Origin of the sequence: Streptomyces sp. ITFR-16, from assembly GCF_031844705.1 — a bacterium.
Taxonomy (GTDB): Bacteria; Actinomycetota; Actinomycetes; order Streptomycetales; family Streptomycetaceae; genus Streptomyces.
Window position 1 is genome coordinate 2122034 of record NZ_CP134609.1, and the last position, 23003, is coordinate 2145036.

The following is a 23003-nucleotide window of genomic DNA, read 5'->3' on the forward strand; positions in this document are numbered from 1 at the left end:
GGTCCCGACGAGGTCCGGTCGGTCGTCAGCCGAAGACGGCGAGGCTCTTGGCCTTGCCCTTCTGCTCCTCGACGAGCACCAGGAACCGCCCGTCCGGACCGAAGACCGCGACCGGCCCCGGCGGATACGCGGGCATGTCCAGACGGACGCCGTTCAGCAGCAGCTTGGCGCGCTTGTCGTCGACGTCCCAGCGGGGGAACGCCGAAGCGGCGGCCTCGGCCACCGGCATCACGGTCAGCTCCTCCTGGTGCTGGTCCAGCGTCCGCGCGGCATCGATCCCGTACGGCCCGACGCGCGTACGCCGCAGCGCGGTCAGATGACCGCCCACGCCGAGTCCCGCCCCGAGATCGCGGGCGATGGCCCGGATGTACGTACCGGACGAGCAGACCACCGAGACGACCAGGTCGACCACCGGGGTGCCGTCCTCGGCGACGGCCTCGCGGACGTCGTAGACACGGAAGGACGAGATGGTCACCGGCCGGGCCGGGATCTCGAACTCCTCGCCGCCGCGCACCCGCGCGTAGGACCGCTTGCCGTCGATCTTGATGGCGCTGACCTTGGAGGGCACCTGCATGATGGGGCCGGTCAGCGCGGCGACACCCGCGTCGATGCCTTCGCGCGTCACGGCGGAGGCGTCGGTGGACGAGGTGATCTCGCCCTCCGCGTCGTCCGTGACGGTGTTCTGGCCGAGCCGGATCGTACCGAGGTACTCCTTCTCGGTCAGCGCGAGATGGCCCAGGAGCTTGGTGGCCTTCTCGACGCCGAGCACGAGCACGCCCGTCGCCATCGGGTCCAGCGTGCCGGCGTGGCCGACACGGCGGGTCCGGGCGATGCCGCGCATCTTGGCGACGACGTCGTGCGAAGTGAAGCCGGACGGCTTGTCGACGATGACAAGGCCGTCCGGCGTCCTGTTCTGCGCTGTCATTCGGAGGCGGTGTCCTCGTCGGTGTCGTCCTCCGGCTTGCGGTACGGGTCCGCGTCGCCGGCGTACGTGGCACCCGAGGACGCCTCGCGCACCTTGGCGTCCGAGGCCCGGGCCCGGTCGAGGAGGTCCTCGATCGCCTTGGCGTTCTCGGGCAGCGCGTCCGCCACGAAGGCGAGCGTGGGGGTGAACTTGGTCCCCGCCGCCGCACCGACCGCCGAGCGCAGGATGCCCTTGGCGCTCTCCAGGCCGGCCGCCGCGCTCGCCCGCTCCTCGTCGTCCCCGTAGACCGTGTAGAAGACCGTGGCCTCCCGCAGGTCGCCGGTGACCCGGGTGTCCGTGATGGTCACGTGCGTCCCCAGGCGCGGGTCCTTGATTCCACGCTGCAGTTTCTCGGCGACCACCTCCTGGATGAGGTCCGCCAGCTTCTTCGCCCGCGCGTTGTCGGCCACTGGTCCGTCTCCTTCTCGCCTTGCTCAATCGTCTTCGTCGCTGTGCAGCCGCCGTCGTACGGACAGCAGCTCCACTTCCGGCCGGCCGGCGACCAAACGCTCGCACCGGTCGAGCACGTCTGTGAGGTGTCCGGTGTCCCCGGAGACCACGGCGAGGCCGATCTCGGCCCTGCGATGGAGGTCCTGACCGCCCGTCTCCGCCGCGCTCACCGCGTACTTGCGCTGGAGCTCGGCAACGATCGGGCGGACTATGGAGCGCTTCTCCTTCAGCGACCGTACGTCGCCGAGAAGCAGATCGAAGGACAGTGTCCCCACATACATGTGTGTCCGGATGTCCCGCCGGTTCGGGTTCGTGCCCCGCCGGTGATTGGCAGGGACACAAGAACCGTACACGGAACGGCCGGGGCCGATCGACGGATATACGTCCCGTCGACCGGCCCCGACTGTTGAGGTACGGGTCAGCCTCGCGGCTTCTCGCGCATCTCGTACGTCGCGATGACATCGTCGATCTTGATGTCGTTGTAGTTTCCGAGGTTGATACCGCCCTCGAAGCCTTCGCGGATCTCGGTGACGTCGTCCTTGAAGCGGCGCAGACCGGAGATGTTGAGGTTCTCCGCGATGACCTTGCCATCGCGCAGCAGGCGCGCCTTGGTGTTGCGCTTGACCTCTCCGGACCGGACCAGCACACCGGCGATGTTGCCCAGCTTGGACGAGCGGAAGATCTCGCGGATCTCCGCCGTACCGAGCTCGACCTCTTCGTACTCCGGCTTGAGCATGCCCTTGAGGGCCGCTTCGATCTCTTCGATCGCCTGGTAGATGACCGAGTAGTACCGGACGTCCACACCTTCGCGGTCGGCCATCTGCGCGGCACGCCCTGCGGCGCGCACGTTGAAGCCGATCACGATGGCGTCGGAGCCGGTCGCCAGGTCGATGTCCGACTCGGTGACCGCACCCACACCGCGGTGCAGGACCCGGATGTCGACCTCTTCACCGACGTCGAGCTGGAGCAGCGAGGACTCGAGAGCCTCCACCGAACCGGACGCGTCGCCCTTGATGATGAGGTTGAGTTCCTGGACCAGACCGGCCTTGAGCGCCTCGTCCAGGTTCTCCAGGGAGAACCGGACACCCTTGCGGGCGAAGTTGGCGTTGCGCTCACGAGCGGCACGCTTCTCGGCGATCTGACGGGCCGTACGGTCCTCGTCGACCACCAGGAAGTTGTCGCCGGCGCCCGGGACGTTGGTGAGACCCAGCACGAGGACGGGGGTCGAGGGACCCGCTTCCTCGACGTTCTCGCCCTTGTCGTCGAGCATGGCGCGCACACGGCCGTAGGCGTCGCCCACGACCATCGTGTCGCCGACGCGCAGCGTGCCTCGCTGGACGAGGACGGTCGCGACGGCACCGCGGCCGCGGTCGAGGTGGGACTCGATCGCAATGCCCTGCGCGTCCTGCTCCGGGTTGGCCCGCAGGTCGAGCGAGGCGTCGGCGGTGAGGACGACGGCCTCCAGCAGTGCCTCGATGTTGAGGCCCTGCTTGGCGGAGATGTCGACGAACATCGTGTCGCCGCCGTACTCCTCGGCCACCAGACCGAACTCGGTGAGCTGACCGCGCACCTTGGTCGGGTCGGCACCCTCGACGTCGATCTTGTTGACCGCGACCACGATCGGCACGTCGGCCGCCTTGGCGTGGTTCAGCGCCTCGATCGTCTGGGGCATCACACCGTCGTTCGCCGCCACCACGAGGATCGCGATGTCGGTGGACTTCGCACCGCGTGCACGCATGGCGGTGAACGCCTCGTGACCCGGGGTGTCGATGAAGGTGATCCGGCGGTCCTCGCCGTTGACCTCGGAGGAGACCTGGTAGGCACCGATGTGCTGCGTGATGCCGCCGGCCTCGCCCGCGATGACGTTCGTCTTGCGGATCGCGTCCAGCAGTCGGGTCTTGCCGTGGTCGACGTGACCCATGACGGTGACGACCGGCGGACGGGAGACCAGGGCCTCTTCGCCGCCCTCGTCCTCGCCGAACTCGATGTCGAAGGACTCGAGCAGCTCGCGGTCCTCCTCCTCCGGGCTGACGATCTCCAGGACGAAGTTCATCTCGTCCGCGAGGAGCTTCAGCGTCTCGTCGGAGACGGACTGCGTGGCCGTGACCATCTCGCCGAGGTTCATCATCACGCCGACGAGCGACGCCGGGTTGGCGTTGATCTTCTCGGCGAAGTCGGTGAGGGAGGCACCGCGCGACAGCCGGACGGCCTGTCCGTTGCCGCGGGGCAGCATGACGCCGCCCACCGACGGGGCCTGCATGGCCTCGTACTCCTGGCGCCTCTGCCGCTTCGACTTGCGGCCACGACGCGCGGGACCGCCGGGACGGCCGAAGGCGCCCTGCGTGCCACCGCGGCCACCGGGACCACCCGGACGGCCACCGAAACCGGGACGACCGCCGAAGCCGCCGCCACCGCCGGGACGGCCCGCGCCGCCACCGCCGCCACCGGGACGGCCGGCGAAGCCGCCGCCACCGCCGCCGGGACCGGCCGGACGGCCTGCGAAGCCGCCGCCACCGGGACGGCCTGCGCCGCCACCGCCACCGGGACGGCCACCGCCGCCACCGGGACCGCGGCCACCGCCGGGGCCACCACCGGGACGCGGACCCGCAGCGGGACGCTGCGGCATCATGCCCGGGTTCGGACGGTTACCGCCGGCGCCGGGGGCGCCGCCGGGACGAGGAGCCTGCGGGCGCGGCATGCCGCCCGGAGACGGACGTGCGCCGCCCTGGCCCTGCGGGCGCGGGGCGCCGCCGGGGCCGCCCTGCGGACGCGGGGCGCCGGGGCGCTCCTGGCCGCCACCGGGACGCGGGGCGCCGCCGGGACGGGGTGCCTGCGGACGGGACATGCCCGTCGAGCCACCGGAGGTGAAGGGGTTGTTGCCCGGACGGGGACCGGCCGGACGTGCGCCGCCGGGGCGCGGGGCGCCCTGACCGGCGGGACGTGCGGGGCGCTCGGCGCCACGCTCGCCACCTCGGCCACCGTCACGCTGACCGCCGGCCGGAGCCGGACGGGCGGGGCGGGGACCCGGGGTGGCACCCGCGGGACGCGGGGTCTGCTGCTGCGGCGCGGCCGGCTGGGCCGGGGCGGGAGCCGAGAACTCGGCTGCGGGCACCGGGGTGACCGGGGCGGCCTTCGGCGCGGGCTTGGGGCCCGGACGCGGACCGGCGGACGGCGCGGCAGGTGCGGCGGGGGTGCTGCTCGCCGGGGCCTCGGCTGCGGCCGGCTTGGGGGCCGGGGCGCCGGGCTTCGGGGCAGCGGGACGTGCCGCAGCGGCCGGGGAGGGCGCTGCGGGCTTGGCGGGCGCGGCCTTGCGGGGCGCGCCGGGCTTGGCAGCGGACTTGCCGGCGTTGCCGCCGGGCCCCTGCAGTGCATCAGTCAACTTGCGTACAACCGGCGCCTCGATCGTCGAGGACGCCGAACGTACGAATTCACCGAGTTCTTGGAGCTTGGCCATGACGACCTTGCTCTCTACGCCGAACTCCTTGGCGAGTTCGTATACCCGGACCTTAGCCACTTCGCTCCTTTTAGGTCCGGGTTACCGCCGGACCGTCGCTACTTCATGGGCGTACTCATCGCGTACTCATCGAGTGCTCATCGCAATCTCGACCTACTTCCAACTCGCGAGGTACCTGACCGCACGGGGACCCGTGCCGTTCATTTCTTACGGTGTCACCCGCTCGACGAACCGCTGTACCGCGGTGGGGTCGAACGGCCCCTTGGCCTTGAAGGCCCGGGGGAATGCCCGGCGGCGAACCGCCAGGTCCAGACAGACGGGGACGGGGTGTACATAGGCACCCCGGCCGGGCAGCGTACCGCGAGGATCAGGGACGCATGCGTCCCCGTCCACCACGATGCGCAGCAACGCGCTCTTGACCGCTCGCTCCCGGCATCCCACACAGGTTCGCTCAGGGCAAGCGCGGGCGTGCGTCCGGCCAGACACGTTTAAGTCTACCTCCCCGTACCGACCTCACCCCTTTGGGGCAAAAATCGAACGGATGTTGTCGTGATCTCAGCGGCGTGGGGACGTGATCTATTCCCCGCGGCCGTCGTCGGTCGTCGGTTCAGCGCCGCTCGGAGCGCTCCCGGGCCCGCTCGGCACGCTCCCGGTCGGCGACATCGCGCTCGGCGTCGGTCTCGGTGTCCGGGCGGATGTCGATGCGCCAGCCGGTGAGGCGGGCGGCGAGACGGGCGTTCTGCCCCTCCTTGCCGATCGCCAGCGACAGCTGGTAGTCGGGCACGGTGACCCGGGCGGAGCGCGCGCCGAGGTCAACGACCTCGACCTCGCTCACCCGTGCGGGCGACAGGGCGTTGGCGACCATCTCGGCCGGGTCGTCCGACCAGTCCACGATGTCGATCTTCTCGCCGTGCAGCTCCGCCATGACATTGCGCACACGCCCGCCCATCGGGCCGATGCAGGCGCCCTTGGCGTTGAGGCCGGAGCGGGTGGAGCGGACAGCGATCTTGGTGCGGTGGCCGGCCTCGCGGGCGATCGCGCAGATCTCGACGGAGCCGTCGGCGATCTCGGGGACCTCCAGCGCGAAGAGCTTCTTCACCAGGTTGGGGTGGGTCCGCGAGAGCGTGACCGAGGGGCCGCGCACGCCCTTGGCGACCCGGACGACATAGGTGCGCAGCCGCAGGCCGTGGGTGTACTCCTCGCCCGGCACCTGCTCCTGCACCGGCAGGATGGCCTCCAGCTTGCCGATGTCGACCAGGACGTTCTTCGGGTCCTTGCCCTGCTGGACGACGCCGGTGACGACATCGCCCTCGTGGCCCGCGTACTCCCCGAACGTCCGGTCGTCCTCGGCGTCGCGCAGACGCTGGAGGATGACCTGCTTGGCGGTGGTCGCGGCGATCCGGCCGAAGCCCGACGGGGTGTCGTCGAACTCCTTGGGCTCCTGGCCCTCCTCCAGATCGGCCGGGTCCTCCTTCGCCCACACCGTCACATGGCCGCGCTCGTCCAGCTTCACGCGCGCCCGGCGGTGGCTGCCGTCCGTGCGGTGGTACGCGATGAGGAGGGCCGACTCGATCGCCTCGACGAGCACGTCGAACGGGATCTCCTTGTCCTGCGCCAAGCCCTTCAGAAGCTTCACATCGATGTCCACGGCTACGCCTCCTCTTCCTTCTTGTCCTTGCGGTTGAATTCCAGCTCCACGCGCGCCTTGGCGATCTCGTCGAAGGCGATCCGGCGGGACGTGGGCTTGCGGCCCTTGACGCCCGGCACCTCGAGATCGAGACCGTCCTCGTCGACCGCGAGGATGCGGGCCACCAGCTCGCCGCCCTCGTTCAGGGTCAGTCTGGCCAGCCGGCCGGTGGCGCGTACGTAGTGGCGGTGCTCCGTCAGCGGGCGGTCGGCACCGGGCGAGCTGACCTCCAGGACGTACTCGTCCTCGCCCATCGCGTCGGTCTCGTCGAGCTTCGCGGAGATGGCGCGGCTCAGATCCGCGCAGGCGTCGAGCTCGACGCCCTCCTCGGAATCGACGATGATCCGCAGCACCCGGCGGCGGCCGGCCCGGGACACCTCGATCTCTTCCAGATCCAGCTGCTCGGCGCTGACGAGCGGTTCGACCAGCCCGCGCAGCCTCTCGCTCTGGGTGGTGCTCATCCGGGTGACTCCTCGGCCGCGTGTGCTGTTGTGGGGATCGTCGCGTGTCTGGTCAAAGGGTATCCGGTCCCAAGGGGTGTTGCTGTCCGCCGGCCCCCTGGGCGCGGGTACGCTCGCCAACGGTGATCACTTCCGGACAGATCCAGTCAAGACAGGTCCAGGCCCGAAGGAGAACAAGTGCGGCGCACGGGGACGACGCGCAGGGGCGCGCTCACGGCGACGGGAGCGCTCGCCCTCGGGGCGGTCCTGGCCGGCTGCGGAGGCGATGACGGGGACCCGGGCCGGAAGGACTCCGCGCACGCCGGCGCACGGACCGCGGCCGACCGCCCGTCCTCGGTGCGCACGGAGAAGTCGGTCCGCTCGAGCGCCTCACGCACCACCGCGACCCTGCTGGCGGGCTACGACCAGGTTCTGACCGCCCACCCCTCGACCGCTGCCGCGATCACCCCGCTGCGCGACGCCGTACGCGCCCACCTCAAGGCCCTTGGCCCCGGCGGTACGGGGCAGACGCCCGCCGCCGCCCGCAGGAGCGCAGCGCACCCGGCCGCCGCCGTCAAGGAGCTGGCCGCCGCCGAGCGCCGCGCCGCCGACGCGCACACGGCCCTGCTGATGGAGGCACCCGGCGAACTGGCCCGGCTGCTCGCCTCGGTGGCCGCCGCCTCGTCGGCCCATGCCTACCTGCTGACCGAACTGGCCAAGGAGACCACGGCATGAGCGACGACGGCACGCTGGACGCGGCCCAGGCGGCACTGGCCGCCGAACACGCCGCGGTGTACGGGTACGGGGTGGCAGGCGGCCGGGTCGCCTCGGCGCGCCGGGCCGAGGCCACCGCCGCCCAGCACGCCCACCGGGCCCGCCGGGACGCCCTGGTGCGCACGGTCCGCGACCTGGGCGGTGAGCCGGTCGCCGCCGACGCCGCGTACGCTCTGCCGTTCGCGGTGCCGGACACGGCCGCGGCGGTACGGCTCGCCGCCGTGCTGGAGGACCGGGTCGCGGATGTCTACTCCGACCTCGTACGGGCCGCTCAGGGGCCGTTGCGGCGGACGGCGGCGGACGCGCTGCGGGAGGCCGCGGTGCGTGCGGTCCGCTGGCGGGGCAGCGGCGTACCCTTTCCCGGGCTCGCCGAACGGGCGGCCGACGGATCCGGCACCGACGGGACCGCTGCGAAGGCCGGGTCCGGCGCGCACTGAAGAAGGCTCTGAAAGGGAACACGGCACGTATGGGTTTTGAACCGCCGCAGCGTCTGGTGCGAGCGCTCGGCGAGTCGTACGGGGATACGGCCGCCGGAGCATGGCTCGCGGGACTTCCCGGACTGGCCGAACAGGCGCTGGCCGGGGCCGGGCGGGACCTGACCGTGGAACGGGTCGCCGCACCAGGTGGCCGCAGCAGCCTGGTCCTGCTGGTGCGGGGCGCCGACGGCACCCCCGCCGCGCTGAAGATCGCTCCCGCCGGGGCCGAGCCCTGGCTCGAGGCGGCGGCGCTGGAGCACTGGAACGGCTGGGGCGCGGTGCGGCTGCTCGCGGCGGACGACAAGGCGGACCTCGCCGACGGCGTGCTGCTGCTGGAGCGGCTCCACCCGGAGGTCTCGCTGCGTTCGCTCCCGGAGGCGAAGGCGCTGCTGGAGGCGGCCGGGACCGTGCGCCGACTGTGGGTCGACCCGCCCGCCGGACACTCCTTCGAGACGGTCGCCGGCCGGACCGGGCTGCGCGTCGGGCCGATGCGCGCCGCCGCCGAGGCGGACCCCGCGCTGGAGCCGCTGGTCTCGGCCGCGCTGGCGGTCCGCGAGGAACTGGTCGCCGGCTCCCCCGAGGAACTGCTGCTGCACGGCAACTTCCGGCAGAGCAAGGTGCTCTCCGGCGAGCGCGCGCCCTGGCTGACGGTGGGCCCCGAGCCGCTGGTCGGTGAGCGCGCCTACGACCTGGCGCGGCTGGTGCGGGACCGGGTCGAGGATCTGATCGCCTCGCCGGGTGGCGCGATGACGGCCCGGCGCAGGGTCAAGAAGCTCGCGGACGCGCTGGACGTGGACCGGGAGCGGCTGCACGGCTGGACGCTGTTCCGCGCGGTGGAGTCCGGCACCCGGGCGCTGACGGCCGGGCGCCGCCAGGAGGGCGAAGTGACGCTGGAGTTCGCGGGCTGGCTGTAGGCGCAGAACATGCCGAAGGGCCCCGCACCCTGGGTGCGGGGCCCTTCGCAATGTTCCGGGGCGGTCAGCCCTCCTGGGTGAGGCGGGCGATCGCCTCGTCCACCGTGAGCTCCTCGCGCTCGCCCGTGCGGCGGTCCTTCAGTTCGAGGACGCCCTCGGCCGAGCGGCGGCCGGCGACCAGGATCTTCGGGACGCCGATGAGCTCGGAGTCGGTGAACTTGACGCCGGGCGAGACGCCGGCGCGGTCGTCGACCAGGACGCGCAGGCCGGCCGCGTTCAGCTTCTCGGAGACATCGAGGGCCAGTTCGGTCTGGAGCGCCTTGCCGGCCGCGACGACGTGTACATCGGCCGGGGCGATCTCGCGGGGCCAGCACAGGCCCTTGTCGTCGGCGGTCTGCTCGGCGAGCGCGGCCACGGCGCGGGAGACGCCGATGCCGTACGAGCCCATCGTGACGCGGACGGGCTTGCCCTGCTGGCCGAGGACGTCGAGGGAGAAGATGTCGGCGTACTTGCGGCCCAGCTGGAAGATGTGGCCGATCTCGATGGCGCGGTCGACCTGGAGGCCGGTGCCGCACTTGGGGCAGGGGTCGCCCGCCTCGACGACGACGACGTCGAGGTAGTCGTCGACCTCGAAGTCACGGCCCGCGACGACGTTCTTCGCGTGCTTGCCGTCCTTGTTGGCGCCGGTGATCCAGGCGGTGCCGGCGGCGACGCGGGGGTCCGCGATGTAGCGGACCTTCTCCAGACCCTGCGGGCCGACGTAGCCGCGCACCAGGTCGGGGCGGCCCACGAAGTCCTCGGCGGTGACCAGCTCGACGACGGCCGGGGCGAGGTGCTCGCCGAGCTTGCCGAGGTCGACCTCGCGGTCACCGGGCACGCCCACGGCGACGATCTCGCCGTCGACCTTGACCAGGAGGTTCTTCAGGGTGGCGGAGGCGTCCACGCCGAGGTGGGCGGCGAGCGTCTCGATGGTCGGGGTGTCGGGGGTGTCCAGCTCCTCGACGGCACCGACGGCGGAGGCGTCGCCCGGCGTGGCGTTGAAGGTCACGGCCTCGGTGTTGGCCGCGTAGTCGCAGTTCGGACAGTCGACGAAGGTGTCCTCACCGGCGGGCGCGGGGGCGAGGAACTCCTCGGACGCGGAGCCGCCCATGGCGCCGGAGACGGCGGAGACGATGCGGTGGTCGAGGCCGAGCCGCTCGAAGATCCGGATGTAGGCGGCGCGGTGCAGCTGGTAGGCCTCGGCCAGGCCCTCGTCCGTGGTGTCGAAGGAGTACGAGTCCTTCATCTGGAACTCGCGGCCGCGCAGCACACCGGCGCGGGGGCGGGCCTCGTCGCGGTACTTGGTCTGGATCTGGTAGAGGATCACGGGCAGGTCCTTGTAGGACGAGCACATGTCCTTGACGACCTGCGTGAAGATCTCCTCGTGCGTGGGGCCGAGGAGGTAGTCGGCGCCCTTGCGGTCCTTGAGCCGGAAGAGCAGGTCGCCGTACTCGTCGTACCGGCCGCTCGCCTCGTACGCCTCCTTGGGCAGCAGCGCGGGGAGCAGGACCTCCTGGCCGCCGATGGCGTCCATCTCCTCGCGGACGACGCGGGTGATGTTCTCCAGCACCTTCTTGCCGAGCGGCAGCCAGGACCAGATGCCGGCCGCGGTGCGACGTACGTATCCGGCGCGGACGAGGAGCTTGTGGTTGAGCGTCTCGGCGTCCGCCGGGTCGTCGCGCAGTGTCTTGATCATCAATCGGGACATGCGCTGGACCTGGGCCATGATGAACTCCTGCTCGGAAGGGTGATGGGCCCGAGGTTAGCCGGGCGGCCCTCGCGGGCGGAAATCGATTCGTCAGCGGCGGCGCAGCGGGAGGGGCGCGCCCATGACCGCGTACGGCTTGGGGGCGCTCGGGAAGAGCACCTGCCGGGCCAGGTCCTCGTAGCCGAGGGAGCGGTACAGGCCGCGGGCCGGGCTGTCCGTGTCGATCGCGGAGAGGATGGACCGGGGCTGGTCGACCGCGTCCGTGACGGTGGTGATCAGGGTGCGGCCGATCCCCCGGTTCTGGAACTCCGGGTGGACGTGCAGCTCGGTGATGACGAAGGAGTCGTCGAGCCAGTGCGCGGAGCCGGTGGCCCGCAGATAGGGCTCGACGACGGTGGACCACCAGTGGCCGCGCTCGTTCGGCATCCCGTAGACGAAGCCGACGAGCCGGCCGTCGGGGGCCAGGGCGCCGAGTGCGCGGGCGTGGGGGTGGTCGAGGTGCCGGAGCACGATGTGGCGGCGTACCTCGATCTCGTCGGCGCCGAGGCCGAAGGCGACGGCCTGCACGGCGAGCGCCTCGTCCACGCGTGCGGCGAGATCGATCGGGCCGACCCGGACGCCGGTGGTGCGGGGGCCGCCCCCTGATGCTGCTGCCATGGACCGACCCTACTGTCCGGGCCCGCCGGTGAGGGCGGAAAGGCGGCTCAGAACAGCACGCTCATGAACGCGCCGGTCTCCCGGAAGCCGATGCGGCGGTAGGCCTTGCGCGCGGGGGTGTTGTAGTCGTTGACGTACAGGCTGACGACGGGGGCGACATCGGCCAGCGCGTACCGCAGCACCGCGGCCATGCCGGTCTCGGAGTGGCCGCGGCCCCGGAACTCCGGGGCGACCCAGACGCCCTGGATCTGGCAGGCCTGCGAGGTGGTCGCGCCGATCTCGGCCTTGAAGACGACCTTGCCGTCCTCGATGCGGGCGAAGGAGCGGCCGGCGGCGATGAGCTCGGCGACGCGCGCCTGGTAGAGGAGTCCGCCGTCGCCCGCGAGCGGGGAGATGCCGACCTCCTCGGTGAACATGGCGACGCAGGCGGGCATCAGGACGTCCATCTCGTCCTTGCGGACGCGGCGGACGAGCGGGTCGGGCTCGATGTCGGCGGACTGGCTCTCGGTGACCATGAGGGGCTGGTTGGCCCGGACCTCGCGGGCGGGTCCCCAGCCCGGTTCGAGGAGCCGCCAGAGCTGGGCGGTGGGGCCGGCGGGGCCGACGATCGAGGAGCAGCGGCGGCCGGCCCGGCGGGCGCGGTCGGCGAAGGCGCGCACGGCCTCGGGGCCGGCGCAGATGGGGACGAGGTTGGCGCCCGAGTAGCACAGGGAGCGCAGCCGGCCGTCCGCGTACCAGCCCCACATCTCGCCGCCGAGGCGCCAGGGGTCGAGGCCGGCGATCTGGACCCGTGAGGTCACGAAGGCGTTGGCTACGGGTTCGCTCTCGAGCACCGCGAGGGCGGCGCCGAGGTCGCTGGGTTCGAGGACCCGGGTGGTGGTCTGCGTCAACACGAGGGGGCCTCACCATGCGGTCTGCTGATTTCCGCACTGTACCCAAAGAGGCCCGGGGCCGCCGCTCGTGGCCGTGAACAGCTTCCGCGCAGGGTGGTGACCCTGCTCACGGACAACGCCCCGCGGAGGGGGTTCCTCCGGCGGGGCGTTGTCGTGGGTGTCATGGTTCAGCTGATGGAGACCTCGGGCTCGCCGGAGGCGACGCCGTCCTTCTCCATCTGCTCGGCGATCTTGAGGGCTTCCTCGATGAGGGTCTCGACGATCTTCGACTCGGGCACGGTCTTGATGATCTCGCCCTTGACGAAGATCTGCCCCTTCCCATTGCCGGAGGCCACACCCAGATCGGCCTCACGGGCCTCACCAGGACCATTGACGACACAGCCCATCACAGCCACCCGCAACGGCACCTCCATACCCTCCAGACCCGCACTCACCTGGTCCGCGAGCTTGTACACATCCACCTGCGCCCGCCCGCACGACGGACACGACACGATCTCCAGCCGACGCTGCTTCAGATTCAACGACTCCAGAATCTGCAGCCCGACCTTGACCTCCTCCGCCGGCGGCGCCGACAACGAGACCCGGATCGTGTCCCCGATCCCCTCACTCAACAGCGCACCGAACGCCACAGCGGACTTGATCGTGCCCTGGAACGCCGGACCCGCCTCCGTCACACCCAGATGAAGGGGATAGTCGCACTGCGCGGCCAGCTGACGGTACGCGTTCACCATCACGACCGGATCATTGTGCTTCACCGAGATCTTGATGTCCCGGAACCCATGCTCCTCGAACAACGACGCCTCCCACAGCGCCGACTCCACCAACGCCTCCGGAGTCGCCTTCCCGTACTTCCTCAGCAACCGCGCATCCAGCGAACCCGCGTTCACACCGATCCGGATCGGAGTCCCCGCGTCATTCGCCGCCCGCGCGATCTCCTTCACCTTGTCGTCGAACTGCTTGATGTTCCCCGGATTCACCCGCACCGCCGCACAACCCGCGTCAATCGCCGCGAACACATACTTCGGCTGGAAATGAATATCCGCGATCACCGGAATCTGCGACTTCGAAGCAATCGTCGCCAACGCATCCGCATCATCCTGCGTCGGACACGCCACCCGCACGATCTGACAACCCGAAGCCGTCAACTCCGCGATCTGCTGCAGAGTCGCACCGATGTCCGACGTACGCGTCGTCGTCATCGACTGCACCGAAACCGGCGCATCCCCACCGACCGCCACCGACCCGACCTGGATCTTGCGGCTGACCCTCCGGTCGGCGAGCTTGGTCGGAACGGCGGGCATTCCGAGAGAAATCGCAGTCATGCGCTGAGCATCCCCAAGGTGTGGATCAAGGTCCCGAGATCGGCGGGCTCCGACCTTCGAGGTTACGGCACCGAGCGCGGCATGGAGCACACCGTGTCCGGGGCCCGCGAAGAATTCGGGCCGTCGGACGCACCGTGCTCATCCACCGTCACTCGGTGTTCATCCGGCGCGTGCGCCGCACCGGTCAGGTGATCTTGACCGGGTTGACGACATCGGCAACCAGGACGAGCAGGGTGAAGCAGATGAAGACCCCGGCGACCACATAGGCGACGGGCATCAGCTTCGCGACGTCGAACGGGCCGGGGTCGGGGCGCTTGAAGATCCGCGCCGAGTGCCGGCGCAGCGCCTCCCACAGCGCCCCCGCGATGTGGCCGCCGTCGAGCGGAAGCAGCGGCAGCATGTTGAAGAGGAAGAGCGAGAGGTTGAAGCCGGCGAGCAGGAACAGCATCATCGCGACCTGGTTCTCCGCCGGTACGTCCAGCGTCATCACCTCGCCGCCGATGCGGGCCGCGCCGACGACGCCCACCGGGGAGTCGGCGGCCCGCTCGCCGTCCGAGAAGGCCGCGTTCCACAGGGCCGGGATCTTGGACGGGAGGGCGACGATGGAGTCGACGCCGTTCTCGATCATGTCGCCCATGCGGACGACCGAGTCACCGAAGGAGAGCGGGACGATCTCCGTCTGCGCCGCGAAGCCGAGGTAGCCGGCGGAGACGAACTTCCCGGGGATCACCTCGCCGTCGGAGTCCTTCTTCGCCACCGCGTTCTTCATGAGCACGGGGTGCAGCTCGACTTCCCGGCCGTCGCGCACGACCGTGATGGTGGCGGGGCCGATCGTGTCGCGGATGCGGTCGGAGAGCACGGACCACTTGTCGACCTTCTGGCCGTCGAAGGCGACGATCCTGTCGCCGACCTTGAGTCCGGCGGCCTGCGCGGGCGAGACCGGGTCGGACTTCTCGCAGGTGTCGCGCTTCTCGTTCTGCGAGATCACGCACTTCTGGACGCCCGCGACCTCGGTCGTCTGCGTCTGGAAGCCGAAGGTCATCGCCACACCGAGGAAGATCGCCACGGCCAGGACCAGATTCATGAAGGGTCCGGCGAACATGACGATCACGCGCTTCCACGGCTTGCGCGTGTAGAAGAGCCGCTTCTCGTCGCCCGGTTCCAGCTCCTCGAAGGCGGCGGATCTGGCGTCCTCGATCATGCCCCGCCACGGCGAGGTGGACCGTGCCTCCAGCCGGCCGTCCGGTCCGGGCGGGAACATCCCGATCATGCGGATGTAGCCGCCGGCCGGGATGGCCTTGATCCCGTACTCCGTGTCGCCCTTCTTGCGCGACCAGAGCGTGGGGCCGAAGCCGACCATGTACTGCGGGACGCGGATGCCGAAGAGCTTCGCGGTCGACAGGTGGCCCAGCTCGTGCCAGGCGATGGAGAACAGCAGGCCGAAGACGAAGACGGCGATGCCGAGCACCGTCAGCAGGATCGTGCTCGTACTCATGCGCGTGCCTCCGCGGTGGCCTTGGCCGAGAGTTCCCGGGCCCGGGTCCGCGCCCAGGTCTCCGCTTCAAGGACGTCCGCGACCGTGAGAGAAGTTCCCGACCGGGGCGTTCCGTGTTCGTTCACCACCGCCGTGACGGTGTCCATGATGCCGTTGAAGGCCAGCCGTCCGTCGAGGAACGCGTCCACGCACTCCTCGTTCGCGGCGTTGAACACCGCCGGTGCGGTGCCGCCCAGCGTGCCCACGTGCCGGGCGAGACCGACGGACGGGAAGGCCTCGGTGTCCAGCGGGAAGAACTCCCAGCTGGAGGCCTTCGTCCAGTCGAAGGCGGGGGCCGCGTCCGGGACCCGCTGCGGCCAGCCGAGCCCGATGGCGATGGGTCCGCCCATGTCGGGCGGGGTGGCCTGGGCGAGGGTGGAGCCGTCCGTGTACTCCACCATGGAGTGGACGTAGGACTGGGGGTGGACCACGACCTCGATCCGGTCGAAGGGGATGTCGTAGAGGAGGTGCGCCTCGATGACTTCGAGTCCCTTGTTGACCAGGGTGGCCGAGTTGACGGTGATGACCGGGCCCATGGCCCAGGTCGGGTGGGCGAGTGCCTGCTCCCTCGTCACGTTCTCCAGCTCGTCGCGGGTGCGTCCCCGGAACGGGCCGCCGGACGCGGTGACGACGAGCCGGCGCACATCGGCGCGCTTGCCGGCCGCGAGCGCCTGGAAGAGCGCGGCGTGCTCCGAGTCGACCGGGATGATCTGCCCCGGCGCGGCCAGCGCCTTGACGAGGGGGCCGCCGACGATCAGCGACTCCTTGTTGGCGAGCGCCAGGGTGCGGCCCGCCTTCAGCGCGGCCAGCGTGGGCGCCAGCCCGATCGAGCCGGTGATCCCGTTCAGCACGGTGTGGCAGTCGCTGCCGGCCAGCTCGGTGGCCGCGTCGGGCCCGGCGAGGATCTCGGGCAGCGGCTCGGCCGTCCCGTACTCGTGCCGCAGGGCCTCGCGCAGGGCCGGTACGGCCTCGGGCGAGGCGACGGCGACCGTACGGACCTTGAGCAGGCGGGCCTGCTCGGCGAGGAGGCCGACCCGGCCGCCGGCCGCGGACAGCGCGGTCACGCGGAAGCGGTCGGGGTTGCGCAGCACCAGGTCGATGGCCTGGGTGCCGATGGACCCGGTGGAGCCGAGGATGACGAGATCCCGGCGGCCTTCCACGGCGTCGAAGACGAGGTGCGGGTCGGCGAGGGGGGCAGGACTGTCGCTCATGGCCCCCATTGTTGCCGCTTCCGGCGCGGCTGTGGACAGGGCGTCCCGTGTGCCGGGTCGTGGCGTCCGGCTCATGCGGGGGCTCAGCCCCCGGCCGCGCGGAACTTCGCCCACTGGGCGGCCATGATCTCGGGCGGTACGCCCCCGATGTCCTCGGTGGAGGTGATCTCCCCCCGGAAGGCGAGCGTGGTGGAGCCGGAGCGGACGACGGTGAGGTACTCGTACAGCTTCTTCTCCCCCTTCACGTCGAGGAGGGTGAAGCGGTACGCCTTCGCCTCGTCGGCCTCGGAGGCGAAGGCGGGGGCCTTGGCCGGCTCGACCTTCAGGTACTTCGCACGGGCGACGGCCCGCTCCTCGGTGAACCCGCCGGCGCAGTCCCTGCCCGCCTTGGCGAGTGCCTTCATCACGGTGGCGGCGCCCCCGTCGCGGTAGCTGCGCAGGGTGATGTCCACGGTGAGGCCGAGCAGCTCGTCGGGGACGTCGGCCTTGCGCTGGACCTGGGCGGCGGGGTCCGGGTCGGCGACGTCACCGGCGAGGCTGACGAGGGGCTGGCAGCCGGCCGGGGCGGCGGTGTAGCCGTCGCCGAGCGGGCTGTCGAGGACGTACTCGGACGCCGTGTACGGGCCGATCCTCTCGCCGTCGCCGAAGGCGGCGGCCCGCAGCCGGGCCTCGGTGCGGGCCGCCGGTCCCGAGGGCTTCGCGGAGGATGCGGCCGGCGCCTTGGCGTCCTTGCCCGTGCCGCTGTCGCCGCCGCCGCAGGCGGACGCGCCCAGGAGCGTCGCGGCCGCGATCCCGGTGGCCGCGAGCCGGCGCCGTCGGCGCCGCTGGTCCCTCACCCCGTGCATGCCTGTCCCCAATCCCCTGATGTGCTGACGTGCTGATGTGGCGGTGTCTCAGAAGTGCGTGGTCACGCCGAACGCCCGGCGGAGCTGCGCCATGTCGTGCAGGTCCTGCGGGCGGGGCTCGTACCCCTGGTGGAAGTCGATCTGCCGCTGGGCCGAGAGGCAGCGTACGGGCGTGCCGCCGATGGTGCCGGTGACGAAGCACTCCGCCGGGTAGTGGAACGGCTCCTGCGGGTCGGGCGACGACTGGACCGCCGAGCCGTCGGGGGCGAACCGCAGCGGATGCAGGTCGATGTCGGGCCCCGACGGGTGGCTGAGGACGAAGCGCACCGGGCGCCAGTCCAGGGTCTCGGTCCAGCCTGCCGCCGTCAGCGCCGCGACCGCGGCCGGTTCCTGCTCCTCGCGGTGCAGCAGGTCGAGGTCCCCGTGGACACGGGTCTCCTCGCCGAGCAGGGCGTCGATGCCCCAGCCGCCCGCGATCACGACGTCCGCTCCGGCCTCGCGGAGCAGCGCGAGGACGGACAGCACGTCGGCGGCGGAGATCATGGGGCGGAGCCTATCGCCCCGTACCGGCCCCGGTCCGGCCGTCGGGGAGACCGGCGAAGGCGGCGAACTCCTCGTGGAACTCGGGGAAGGTCTTCCGTACGCAGCCGGGGTCGTCGAAGGTGATGCCGGGGGTGCGCAGGCCGGTGACGGCGAACGACATCACGATGCGGTGGTCGCCGTGGGTCTCGATCTCCACCGGCTTCGGGGTGCCCGGCCGGATCTCGATCCAGTCGGGTCCGGTGGTGACCGTGATGCCCATGCGCCGCAGGTTCTGCGCGCACGCCTCCAGCCGGTCGCACTCCTTGACCCGGGTGTTGCCGACGTCCTCGATGCGTACGGGCCCCGAGGCGAAGGGCGCGAGGGCGGCCAGGGTCGGCATGGTGTCGGAGATGTCGCGCATGTTGACGGTCAGGCCGCGCAGTTCACCGGTGGAGCGGACAGTGGTGGAGCCGGCCGTCATGTCCACCCGCGCGCCCATGCGGCCGAGGACGTCGACGAACCGCAGGTCGCCCTGGAGGGCGTCGCGGCCGAGCCCGGGGACGGTGACCTCGCGGCCGGTGAGGGCCGCCGCCGCGAAGAAGTAGCCGGCCGTGGAGGCGTCGGGTTCGACGGCGTACTCCGTGGCCCGGTAGCCGCCGGGCGCCACCGTGAAGACGGCGTCGCCGGGGCCGCCCCGGGTGACCTCGGCGCCGAAGCTCCGCATCATGGCGAGGGTGATCTCGATGTAGGGCGCCGAGACCAGGTCGGTGACCGTGATCCGCAGCCCGGTCTCCGTCAGCGGTCCGAGCATCAGCAGCGCGGTGAGGTACTGGCTGGACTGCCCGGCGTCCAGGGTCAGCTCGCCGCCCTTGATGCCGGCGGCCTCGATGCGCAGCGGGTGGTGGCCCTCGGCCTCCTCGTGGCGCAGGTCGACGCCGAGCGTGCGCAGGGCCTCGGTGAGCGGGGCGAGGGGGCGGCGGCGCATCTGCGCGGAGGCGTCGAAGCGGTAGCTGCCGCGGGCGCCGGCCGCCGCGAGGGTGGGCAGGAACCGGGCGGTGGTGGCCCCGTCGCGGCAGTAGACGTCGGCCTCGGGGGCGGCGGGCCCGGACGGGCGCCCGGTGAGGTGCCAGCGGTCCGGCTCCCGCGCCACCCGGTAGCCGAGTGCGGTGAGACCGGCGGCGAAGCCCTCGGTGTCGTCCGAGCTCAGGGGGCGTACGAGCGTGCTGTCGCCGTTCGCGGCGGCGGCCAGGAAGAGGGCGCGCGCGGTGACGGACTTGGAACCGGGGACATGGATGACGGTCACGCTTCCTCATCCTGCCGTGCCCCGGCACTCGGCGGCGGGGCGCGTCCATCGACTGGACGTGCCCCGCCGCCGGGTGCCGGGGTTCAGGTTCGGCGGATGGGACGGTGGACGTTGTCCCGGGCGGAGGGGCCGGGGGTGGCGTCGGCGATCCACGGGCCGTCGCCGCTCGGGTCGACGACGCCCTCCTCCAGCCAGGTGTACGTGCCGGACAGGACGCCGTCGACGACGCGCCGGTCGAGGTCGTCGGTGTTGGACCAGAGCCGGGTGAAGAGTTCCTCGGCCCGGATGCGGGACTGCCGGCAGAAGGCGTCGGCCAGTTGGTACGCCTCGCGGCCGTGGTCGCCCTCCGAGCGCAGGAGTTCGGCCCGGACGCAGGCCGCGCTCATCGCGAAGAGCTCCGCGCCGATGTCGACGATCCGGCCGAGGAAGCCCTGCTTGGTCTCCATCCGGCCCTGCCAGCGCGACATGGCGTAGAAGGTGGAGCGGGCCAGTTTGCGCGAGGCGCGTTCGACGTAGCGCAGATGCGTGGCCAGATCCGTGTGCCCGGCCGGGTGGAACTCGGCGTACGTGCGCGGGAGCTGTCCGGGTCCGGTGACGAGCCCCGGCAGCCACTTGGCGTAGAAGCCGGCCGCGTTGGCGCCCGCCTTCGCCTTGGCGGAGAGCGGCTTGTCGGGGTCGATGATGTCGCCCGCGACCTTCAGATGGGCATCGACCGCCTCGCGCGCGATCAGCAGGTGCATGATCTCCGTCGAGCCCTCGAAGATCCGGTTGATCCGCATGTCGCGGAGCATCTGCTCGGCGGGCACGGCCCGTTCGCCGCGGGCGGCGAGGGAGTCGGCGGTCTCGAAGCCGCGGCCGCCCCGGATCTGGACGAGTTCGTCGGCGATCAGGCAGCCCATCTCGGAGCCGTACAGCTTGGCGAGCGCCGCCTCGATCCGGATGTCGTTGCGGTTCTCGTCCGCCATCTGCGAGGCGAGGTCCACCACGGCTTCGAGGGCGAAGGTGGTCGCCGCGATGAAGGAGATCTTGGCGCCGACGGCTTCGTGCCGGGCGACCGGGCGGCCCCACTGCTCACGGACGGCCGACCACTCGCGGGCGATCTTCAGGCACCACTTGCCGGAGCCGACGCACATGGCGGGCAGGGAGAGCCGGCCCGTGTTGAGGGTGGTGAGCGCGATCTTGAGTCCGGCGCCCTCGGGGCCGATGCGGTTGGCGGCGGGGACGCGCACCTGGTGGAAGCGGGTGACGCCGTTCTCGATGCCGCGCAGGCCCATGAAGGCGTTGCGGTTCTCCACGGTGATGCCCGGGGCGTCGGCCTCGACGACGAACGCGGTGATGCCGCCCTTGTGCCCTTCGGACTTGGGGACCCGGGCCATGACGACGAGCAGATCGGCGACGACCCCGTTGGTCGTCCAGAGCTTCACCCCGTCCAGGACGTAGTCGTCCCCGTCCGGGACGGCGGAGGTGGCCAGCCGGGCCGGGTCGGAGCCGACGTCCGGCTCGGTCAGGAGGAACGCCGAGATGTCGGTACGGGCCAGCCGGGGCAGGAAGGCGTCCTTCTGCTCCTGGCTGCCGAAGACCTTCAGCGGCTGGGGGACGCCGATGGACTGGTGCGCGGAGAGCAGGGCGCCGATCGCCGGGCTGGCGGAGCCGACGAGGGCGAGGGCCCGGTTGTAGTAGACCTGGGTCAGCCCGAGACCGCCGTACTTGACGTCGATCTTCATGCCGAGCGCGCCGAGTTGCTTGAGCCCGTCGACCACGTCGTCGGGGATCCGGGCCTCGCGCTCGATCGCCGCGCCGTCGATCCTCGTCTCGCAGAACTCCCGCAGCCGGGAGAGGAACTCCTCGCCGCGCCGGACGTCCTCGCCGGCGGGCAGCGGGTGCGGGTGGATCAGGTCGAGGCGGAAGCGGCCGAGGAACAGTTCCTTGGCGAAACTGGGTTTGTGCCAGTCCTGCTCACGCGCGTCCTCGGCCACCTGGCGCGCTTCGCGCTCGGAGACCTTGGGCGTGTGCTGTTGTGCGGATGGTGCGGACATGAGGAGCTCACCTCGCCGCTTCGTCGGTTGGGTGGATCCGGCAGGCGCGCGGGCGGTCCGGGGATCCGTCCGCCGTGCGCACCTATCGGTTCTACTCGTCCGTATGTACCCGATTCCGGACGCCCTCACCAGCCTGCGGACGCCGATCGGGTCGGCCACCACTCCAGTGCCCGCTACCGCGTGCGGCATGCCGGAACGGCCGGAGCCCCCCGCACAGTGGGGCCCCGGCCGTCCGTCGGCCCCCGGGGGCCCGGGGGTGCCTAGAGCGCGAGGCCGGTGAGGACCAGGACCCGCTCGTAGGTGTAGTCGTCCATCGCGTAGCGGACGCCCTCGCGGCCGACGCCGGACTGCTTGGCGCCGCCGTACGGCATCTGGTCGGCGCGGTACGAGGGGACGTCGCCGATGATCACGCCGCCGACCTCCAGCGCGCGGTGGGCGCGGAACGCGGTCTGCAGGTCGTGGGTGAACACGCCTGCCTGGAGGCCGTACTTCGAGGAGTTGACGGCGGCGAACGCCTCGGCCTCGCCGTCGACCTTCTGCACCGAGAGGACCGGGCCGAAGACCTCCTCGGTGGCCAGGGTGACGCCGTCGGGGAGTGCGGCGAGGACGGTCGGCGCGTACGTCGAGCCGTCGCGCTTGCCGCCGGCCAGGAGCTGGGCGCCGGCCGCGACGGCCTCGTCGACCCAGGACTCGACGCGCCGCGCCGCGGCCTCGTCGACCAGCGGGCCGACGTCGGCGGCGGCGTCGGACGGGTCGCCGGTGACCTGGGCCTCGACGGCGGCGACGATCTTCGGGAGCAGCCGGTCGTGGACGGCGGCGTCCACGATGACGCGCTGGACCGAGATGCAGGACTGGCCGCCCTGGTAGTTGGAGAAGGTCGCGATGCGGGTCGCGGCCCAGTCGAGGTCCTCATCGGAGGCCCAGTCGCCGAGGACGACGGCCGCGCCGTTGCCGCCCAGCTCCAGGGTGCAGTGCTTGCGGGGCACCGAGTCCATGATCGAGTAGCCGACCTGGGCGGAGCCGGTGAAGGAGATGACGGGCAGCCGCTCGTCCTGGACGAGGGCGGGCATGCGGTCGTTGGGGACCGTCAGTACCGACCAGGAGCCGGCCGGCAGGTCGGTCTCGGCCAGCAGCTCGCCCAGGACCAGCGAGGAGATCGGGGTGGCGGGGGCCGGCTTGAGGATGATCGGGACGCCGACGGCGATGGCCGGGGCGACCTTGTGGGCGCTGAGGTTCAGCGGGAAGTTGAAGGGCGCGATGCCGAGGACGGTGCCGCGCGGGAAGCGGCGGGTCAGGCCGAGGCGGCCGGTGCCGCCGGCGTCGGTGTCCAGGCGCTGGGCGTCGCCGCTGTTGAAGCGGCGGGCCTCCTCGGAGGCGAAGCGGAACACGGAGACGGCCCGGCCGACCTCGCCGCGCGCCCACTTGACCGGCTTGCCGTTCTCGGCGGAGATCAGCTGGGCGATCTCCTCGGTGCGCTCGGTCAGGCGGCGGGCCACGTGGTCGAGGGCGGCGGCGCGGACATGGGCCGGGGTCGCGGCGAACTCCTCGCGCACGGCGTGCGCGGCGGCGACGGCCTCCTCGACCTGGGCCTCGGTCGGCACGCTGACGGTGCCGACGAGGCGCCCGTCCCAGGAGTTGGTGACGTCGAAGCTTTCCTCGCCGGTGGCCTCGCGGCCGGCCAGCCAGAAGGCGTGGGTGGAGGTCATGGAGGTTCCGGCCCTTCGATGGCGTGGGGTGTTCCGGTCCCCACCGTAGGGCCGTACCGCCCGCCTGG

Annotated in this window: 21 protein-coding genes; 3 read left to right on the forward strand and 18 right to left on the reverse strand. The window is 71.6% G+C overall.

What is annotated here, in order from left to right; genetic code table 11:
* Positions 1-25 precede the first annotated feature (25 nt).
* The 7 genes from truB to rimP all read right to left on the reverse strand — a co-directional run bounded on the left by truB (position 26) and on the right by rimP (position 7016).
* Entirely contained in the window at positions 26-925 is a 900-nt protein-coding gene (truB, locus tag RLT58_RS09295; protein ID WP_311309931.1) for a tRNA pseudouridine(55) synthase TruB, read from the reverse strand.
* Complete coding sequence (gene rbfA, locus RLT58_RS09300) at positions 922-1374, reverse strand: 30S ribosome-binding factor RbfA (protein ID WP_311309932.1); 453 nt, start codon at positions 1372-1374, stop codon at positions 922-924. Before rbfA ends, truB begins: the two co-directional genes overlap by 4 nt.
* 24 nt (positions 1375-1398) lie before the next feature.
* Entirely contained in the window at positions 1399-1695 is a 297-nt protein-coding gene (locus tag RLT58_RS09305; RefSeq protein ID WP_311309933.1) for a DUF503 domain-containing protein, read from the reverse strand.
* Between the two features lie 137 nt (positions 1696-1832).
* Complete coding sequence (infB, locus tag RLT58_RS09310) at positions 1833-4928, reverse strand: translation initiation factor IF-2 (protein WP_311309934.1); 3096 nt, start codon at positions 4926-4928, stop codon at positions 1833-1835.
* A gap of 147 nt (positions 4929-5075) precedes the next feature.
* Complete coding sequence (locus RLT58_RS09315; protein ID WP_311309935.1) at positions 5076-5354, reverse strand: YlxR family protein; 279 nt, start codon at positions 5352-5354, stop codon at positions 5076-5078.
* 121 nt (positions 5355-5475) lie between these two features.
* On the reverse strand, positions 5476-6516 hold the full coding sequence (nusA, locus tag RLT58_RS09320) for a transcription termination factor NusA (protein WP_072489327.1): 1041 nt from the start codon (positions 6514-6516) through the stop codon (positions 5476-5478).
* Positions 6517-6518: 2 nt separating this feature from the next.
* The gene (gene rimP, locus RLT58_RS09325; RefSeq protein WP_311309936.1) at positions 6519-7016 is read right to left on the reverse strand and encodes a ribosome maturation factor RimP; all 498 of its coding nucleotides are present in this window, start codon (positions 7014-7016) and stop codon (positions 6519-6521) included.
* A gap of 177 nt (positions 7017-7193) precedes the next feature.
* Here rimP and RLT58_RS09330 point away from each other — a divergent pair, with 177 nt between their 5' ends.
* Genes RLT58_RS09330 through RLT58_RS09340 form a run of 3 tightly spaced genes read left to right on the forward strand, consistent with a single transcriptional unit; the run spans position 7194 to position 9159 of the window.
* A complete protein-coding gene (locus RLT58_RS09330) occupies positions 7194-7730 on the forward strand; it encodes a hypothetical protein (RefSeq protein ID WP_311309937.1) in 537 nt (178 codons plus the stop codon).
* Positions 7727-8206: a ferritin-like domain-containing protein gene (locus tag RLT58_RS09335; RefSeq protein WP_311309938.1), complete on the forward strand. Its 480-nt coding sequence runs from the start codon at positions 7727-7729 to the stop codon at positions 8204-8206. Before RLT58_RS09330 ends, RLT58_RS09335 begins: the two co-directional genes overlap by 4 nt.
* Positions 8207-8235: 29 nt before the next feature.
* Positions 8236-9159, forward strand: coding sequence for an aminoglycoside phosphotransferase family protein (locus RLT58_RS09340; protein ID WP_311309939.1), 924 nt, complete (start codon positions 8236-8238; stop codon positions 9157-9159).
* A gap of 64 nt (positions 9160-9223) precedes the next feature.
* Here the strand turns inward: RLT58_RS09340 and RLT58_RS09345 are convergent, their stop codons facing one another.
* The 11 genes from RLT58_RS09345 to RLT58_RS09395 form a co-directional block, all read right to left on the reverse strand.
* Positions 9224-10924, reverse strand: coding sequence for a proline--tRNA ligase (locus tag RLT58_RS09345; protein ID WP_311309940.1), 1701 nt, complete (start codon positions 10922-10924; stop codon positions 9224-9226).
* Positions 10925-10996: 72 nt separating this feature from the next.
* On the reverse strand, positions 10997-11563 hold the full coding sequence (locus RLT58_RS09350) for a GNAT family N-acetyltransferase (RefSeq protein ID WP_311309941.1): 567 nt from the start codon (positions 11561-11563) through the stop codon (positions 10997-10999).
* A gap of 47 nt (positions 11564-11610) precedes the next feature.
* The gene (locus tag RLT58_RS09355) at positions 11611-12456 is read right to left on the reverse strand and encodes a GNAT family N-acetyltransferase (protein ID WP_311309942.1); all 846 of its coding nucleotides are present in this window, start codon (positions 12454-12456) and stop codon (positions 11611-11613) included.
* Between the two features lie 167 nt (positions 12457-12623).
* Positions 12624-13778, reverse strand: coding sequence for a flavodoxin-dependent (E)-4-hydroxy-3-methylbut-2-enyl-diphosphate synthase (gene ispG, locus RLT58_RS09360; RefSeq protein ID WP_311309943.1), 1155 nt, complete (start codon positions 13776-13778; stop codon positions 12624-12626).
* A 184-nt stretch (positions 13779-13962) separates the two neighbouring features.
* Entirely contained in the window at positions 13963-15273 is a 1311-nt protein-coding gene (locus RLT58_RS09365; RefSeq protein ID WP_311309944.1) for a M50 family metallopeptidase, read from the reverse strand.
* Positions 15270-16532: a 1-deoxy-D-xylulose-5-phosphate reductoisomerase gene (dxr, locus tag RLT58_RS09370; protein ID WP_311309945.1), complete on the reverse strand. Its 1263-nt coding sequence runs from the start codon at positions 16530-16532 to the stop codon at positions 15270-15272. The genes RLT58_RS09365 and dxr overlap by 4 nt, the downstream gene beginning before the upstream one ends.
* Before the next feature lie 74 nt (positions 16533-16606).
* Positions 16607-17368, reverse strand: a complete 762-nt coding sequence (locus RLT58_RS09375) for a hypothetical protein (RefSeq protein WP_311309946.1) — start codon at positions 17366-17368, stop codon at positions 16607-16609.
* A gap of 48 nt (positions 17369-17416) precedes the next feature.
* Positions 17417-17911: a nucleotidyltransferase domain-containing protein gene (locus RLT58_RS09380; protein ID WP_311309947.1), complete on the reverse strand. Its 495-nt coding sequence runs from the start codon at positions 17909-17911 to the stop codon at positions 17417-17419.
* 10 nt (positions 17912-17921) lie between these two features.
* Positions 17922-19193 (reverse strand): 3-phosphoshikimate 1-carboxyvinyltransferase, encoded by a 1272-nt coding sequence (aroA, locus tag RLT58_RS09385; RefSeq protein WP_311309948.1) that lies wholly within the window; start codon positions 19191-19193, stop codon positions 17922-17924.
* Positions 19194-19276: 83 nt separating this feature from the next.
* On the reverse strand, positions 19277-21229 hold the full coding sequence (locus tag RLT58_RS09390) for an acyl-CoA dehydrogenase family protein (RefSeq protein ID WP_311309949.1): 1953 nt from the start codon (positions 21227-21229) through the stop codon (positions 19277-19279).
* A gap of 260 nt (positions 21230-21489) precedes the next feature.
* Positions 21490-22935 carry an aldehyde dehydrogenase family protein gene (locus RLT58_RS09395; RefSeq protein WP_311309950.1) on the reverse strand — a complete coding sequence of 482 codons (1446 nt, stop codon included), beginning with the start codon at positions 22933-22935 and terminating at the stop codon, positions 21490-21492.
* Positions 22936-23003: the final 68 nt, after the last annotated feature.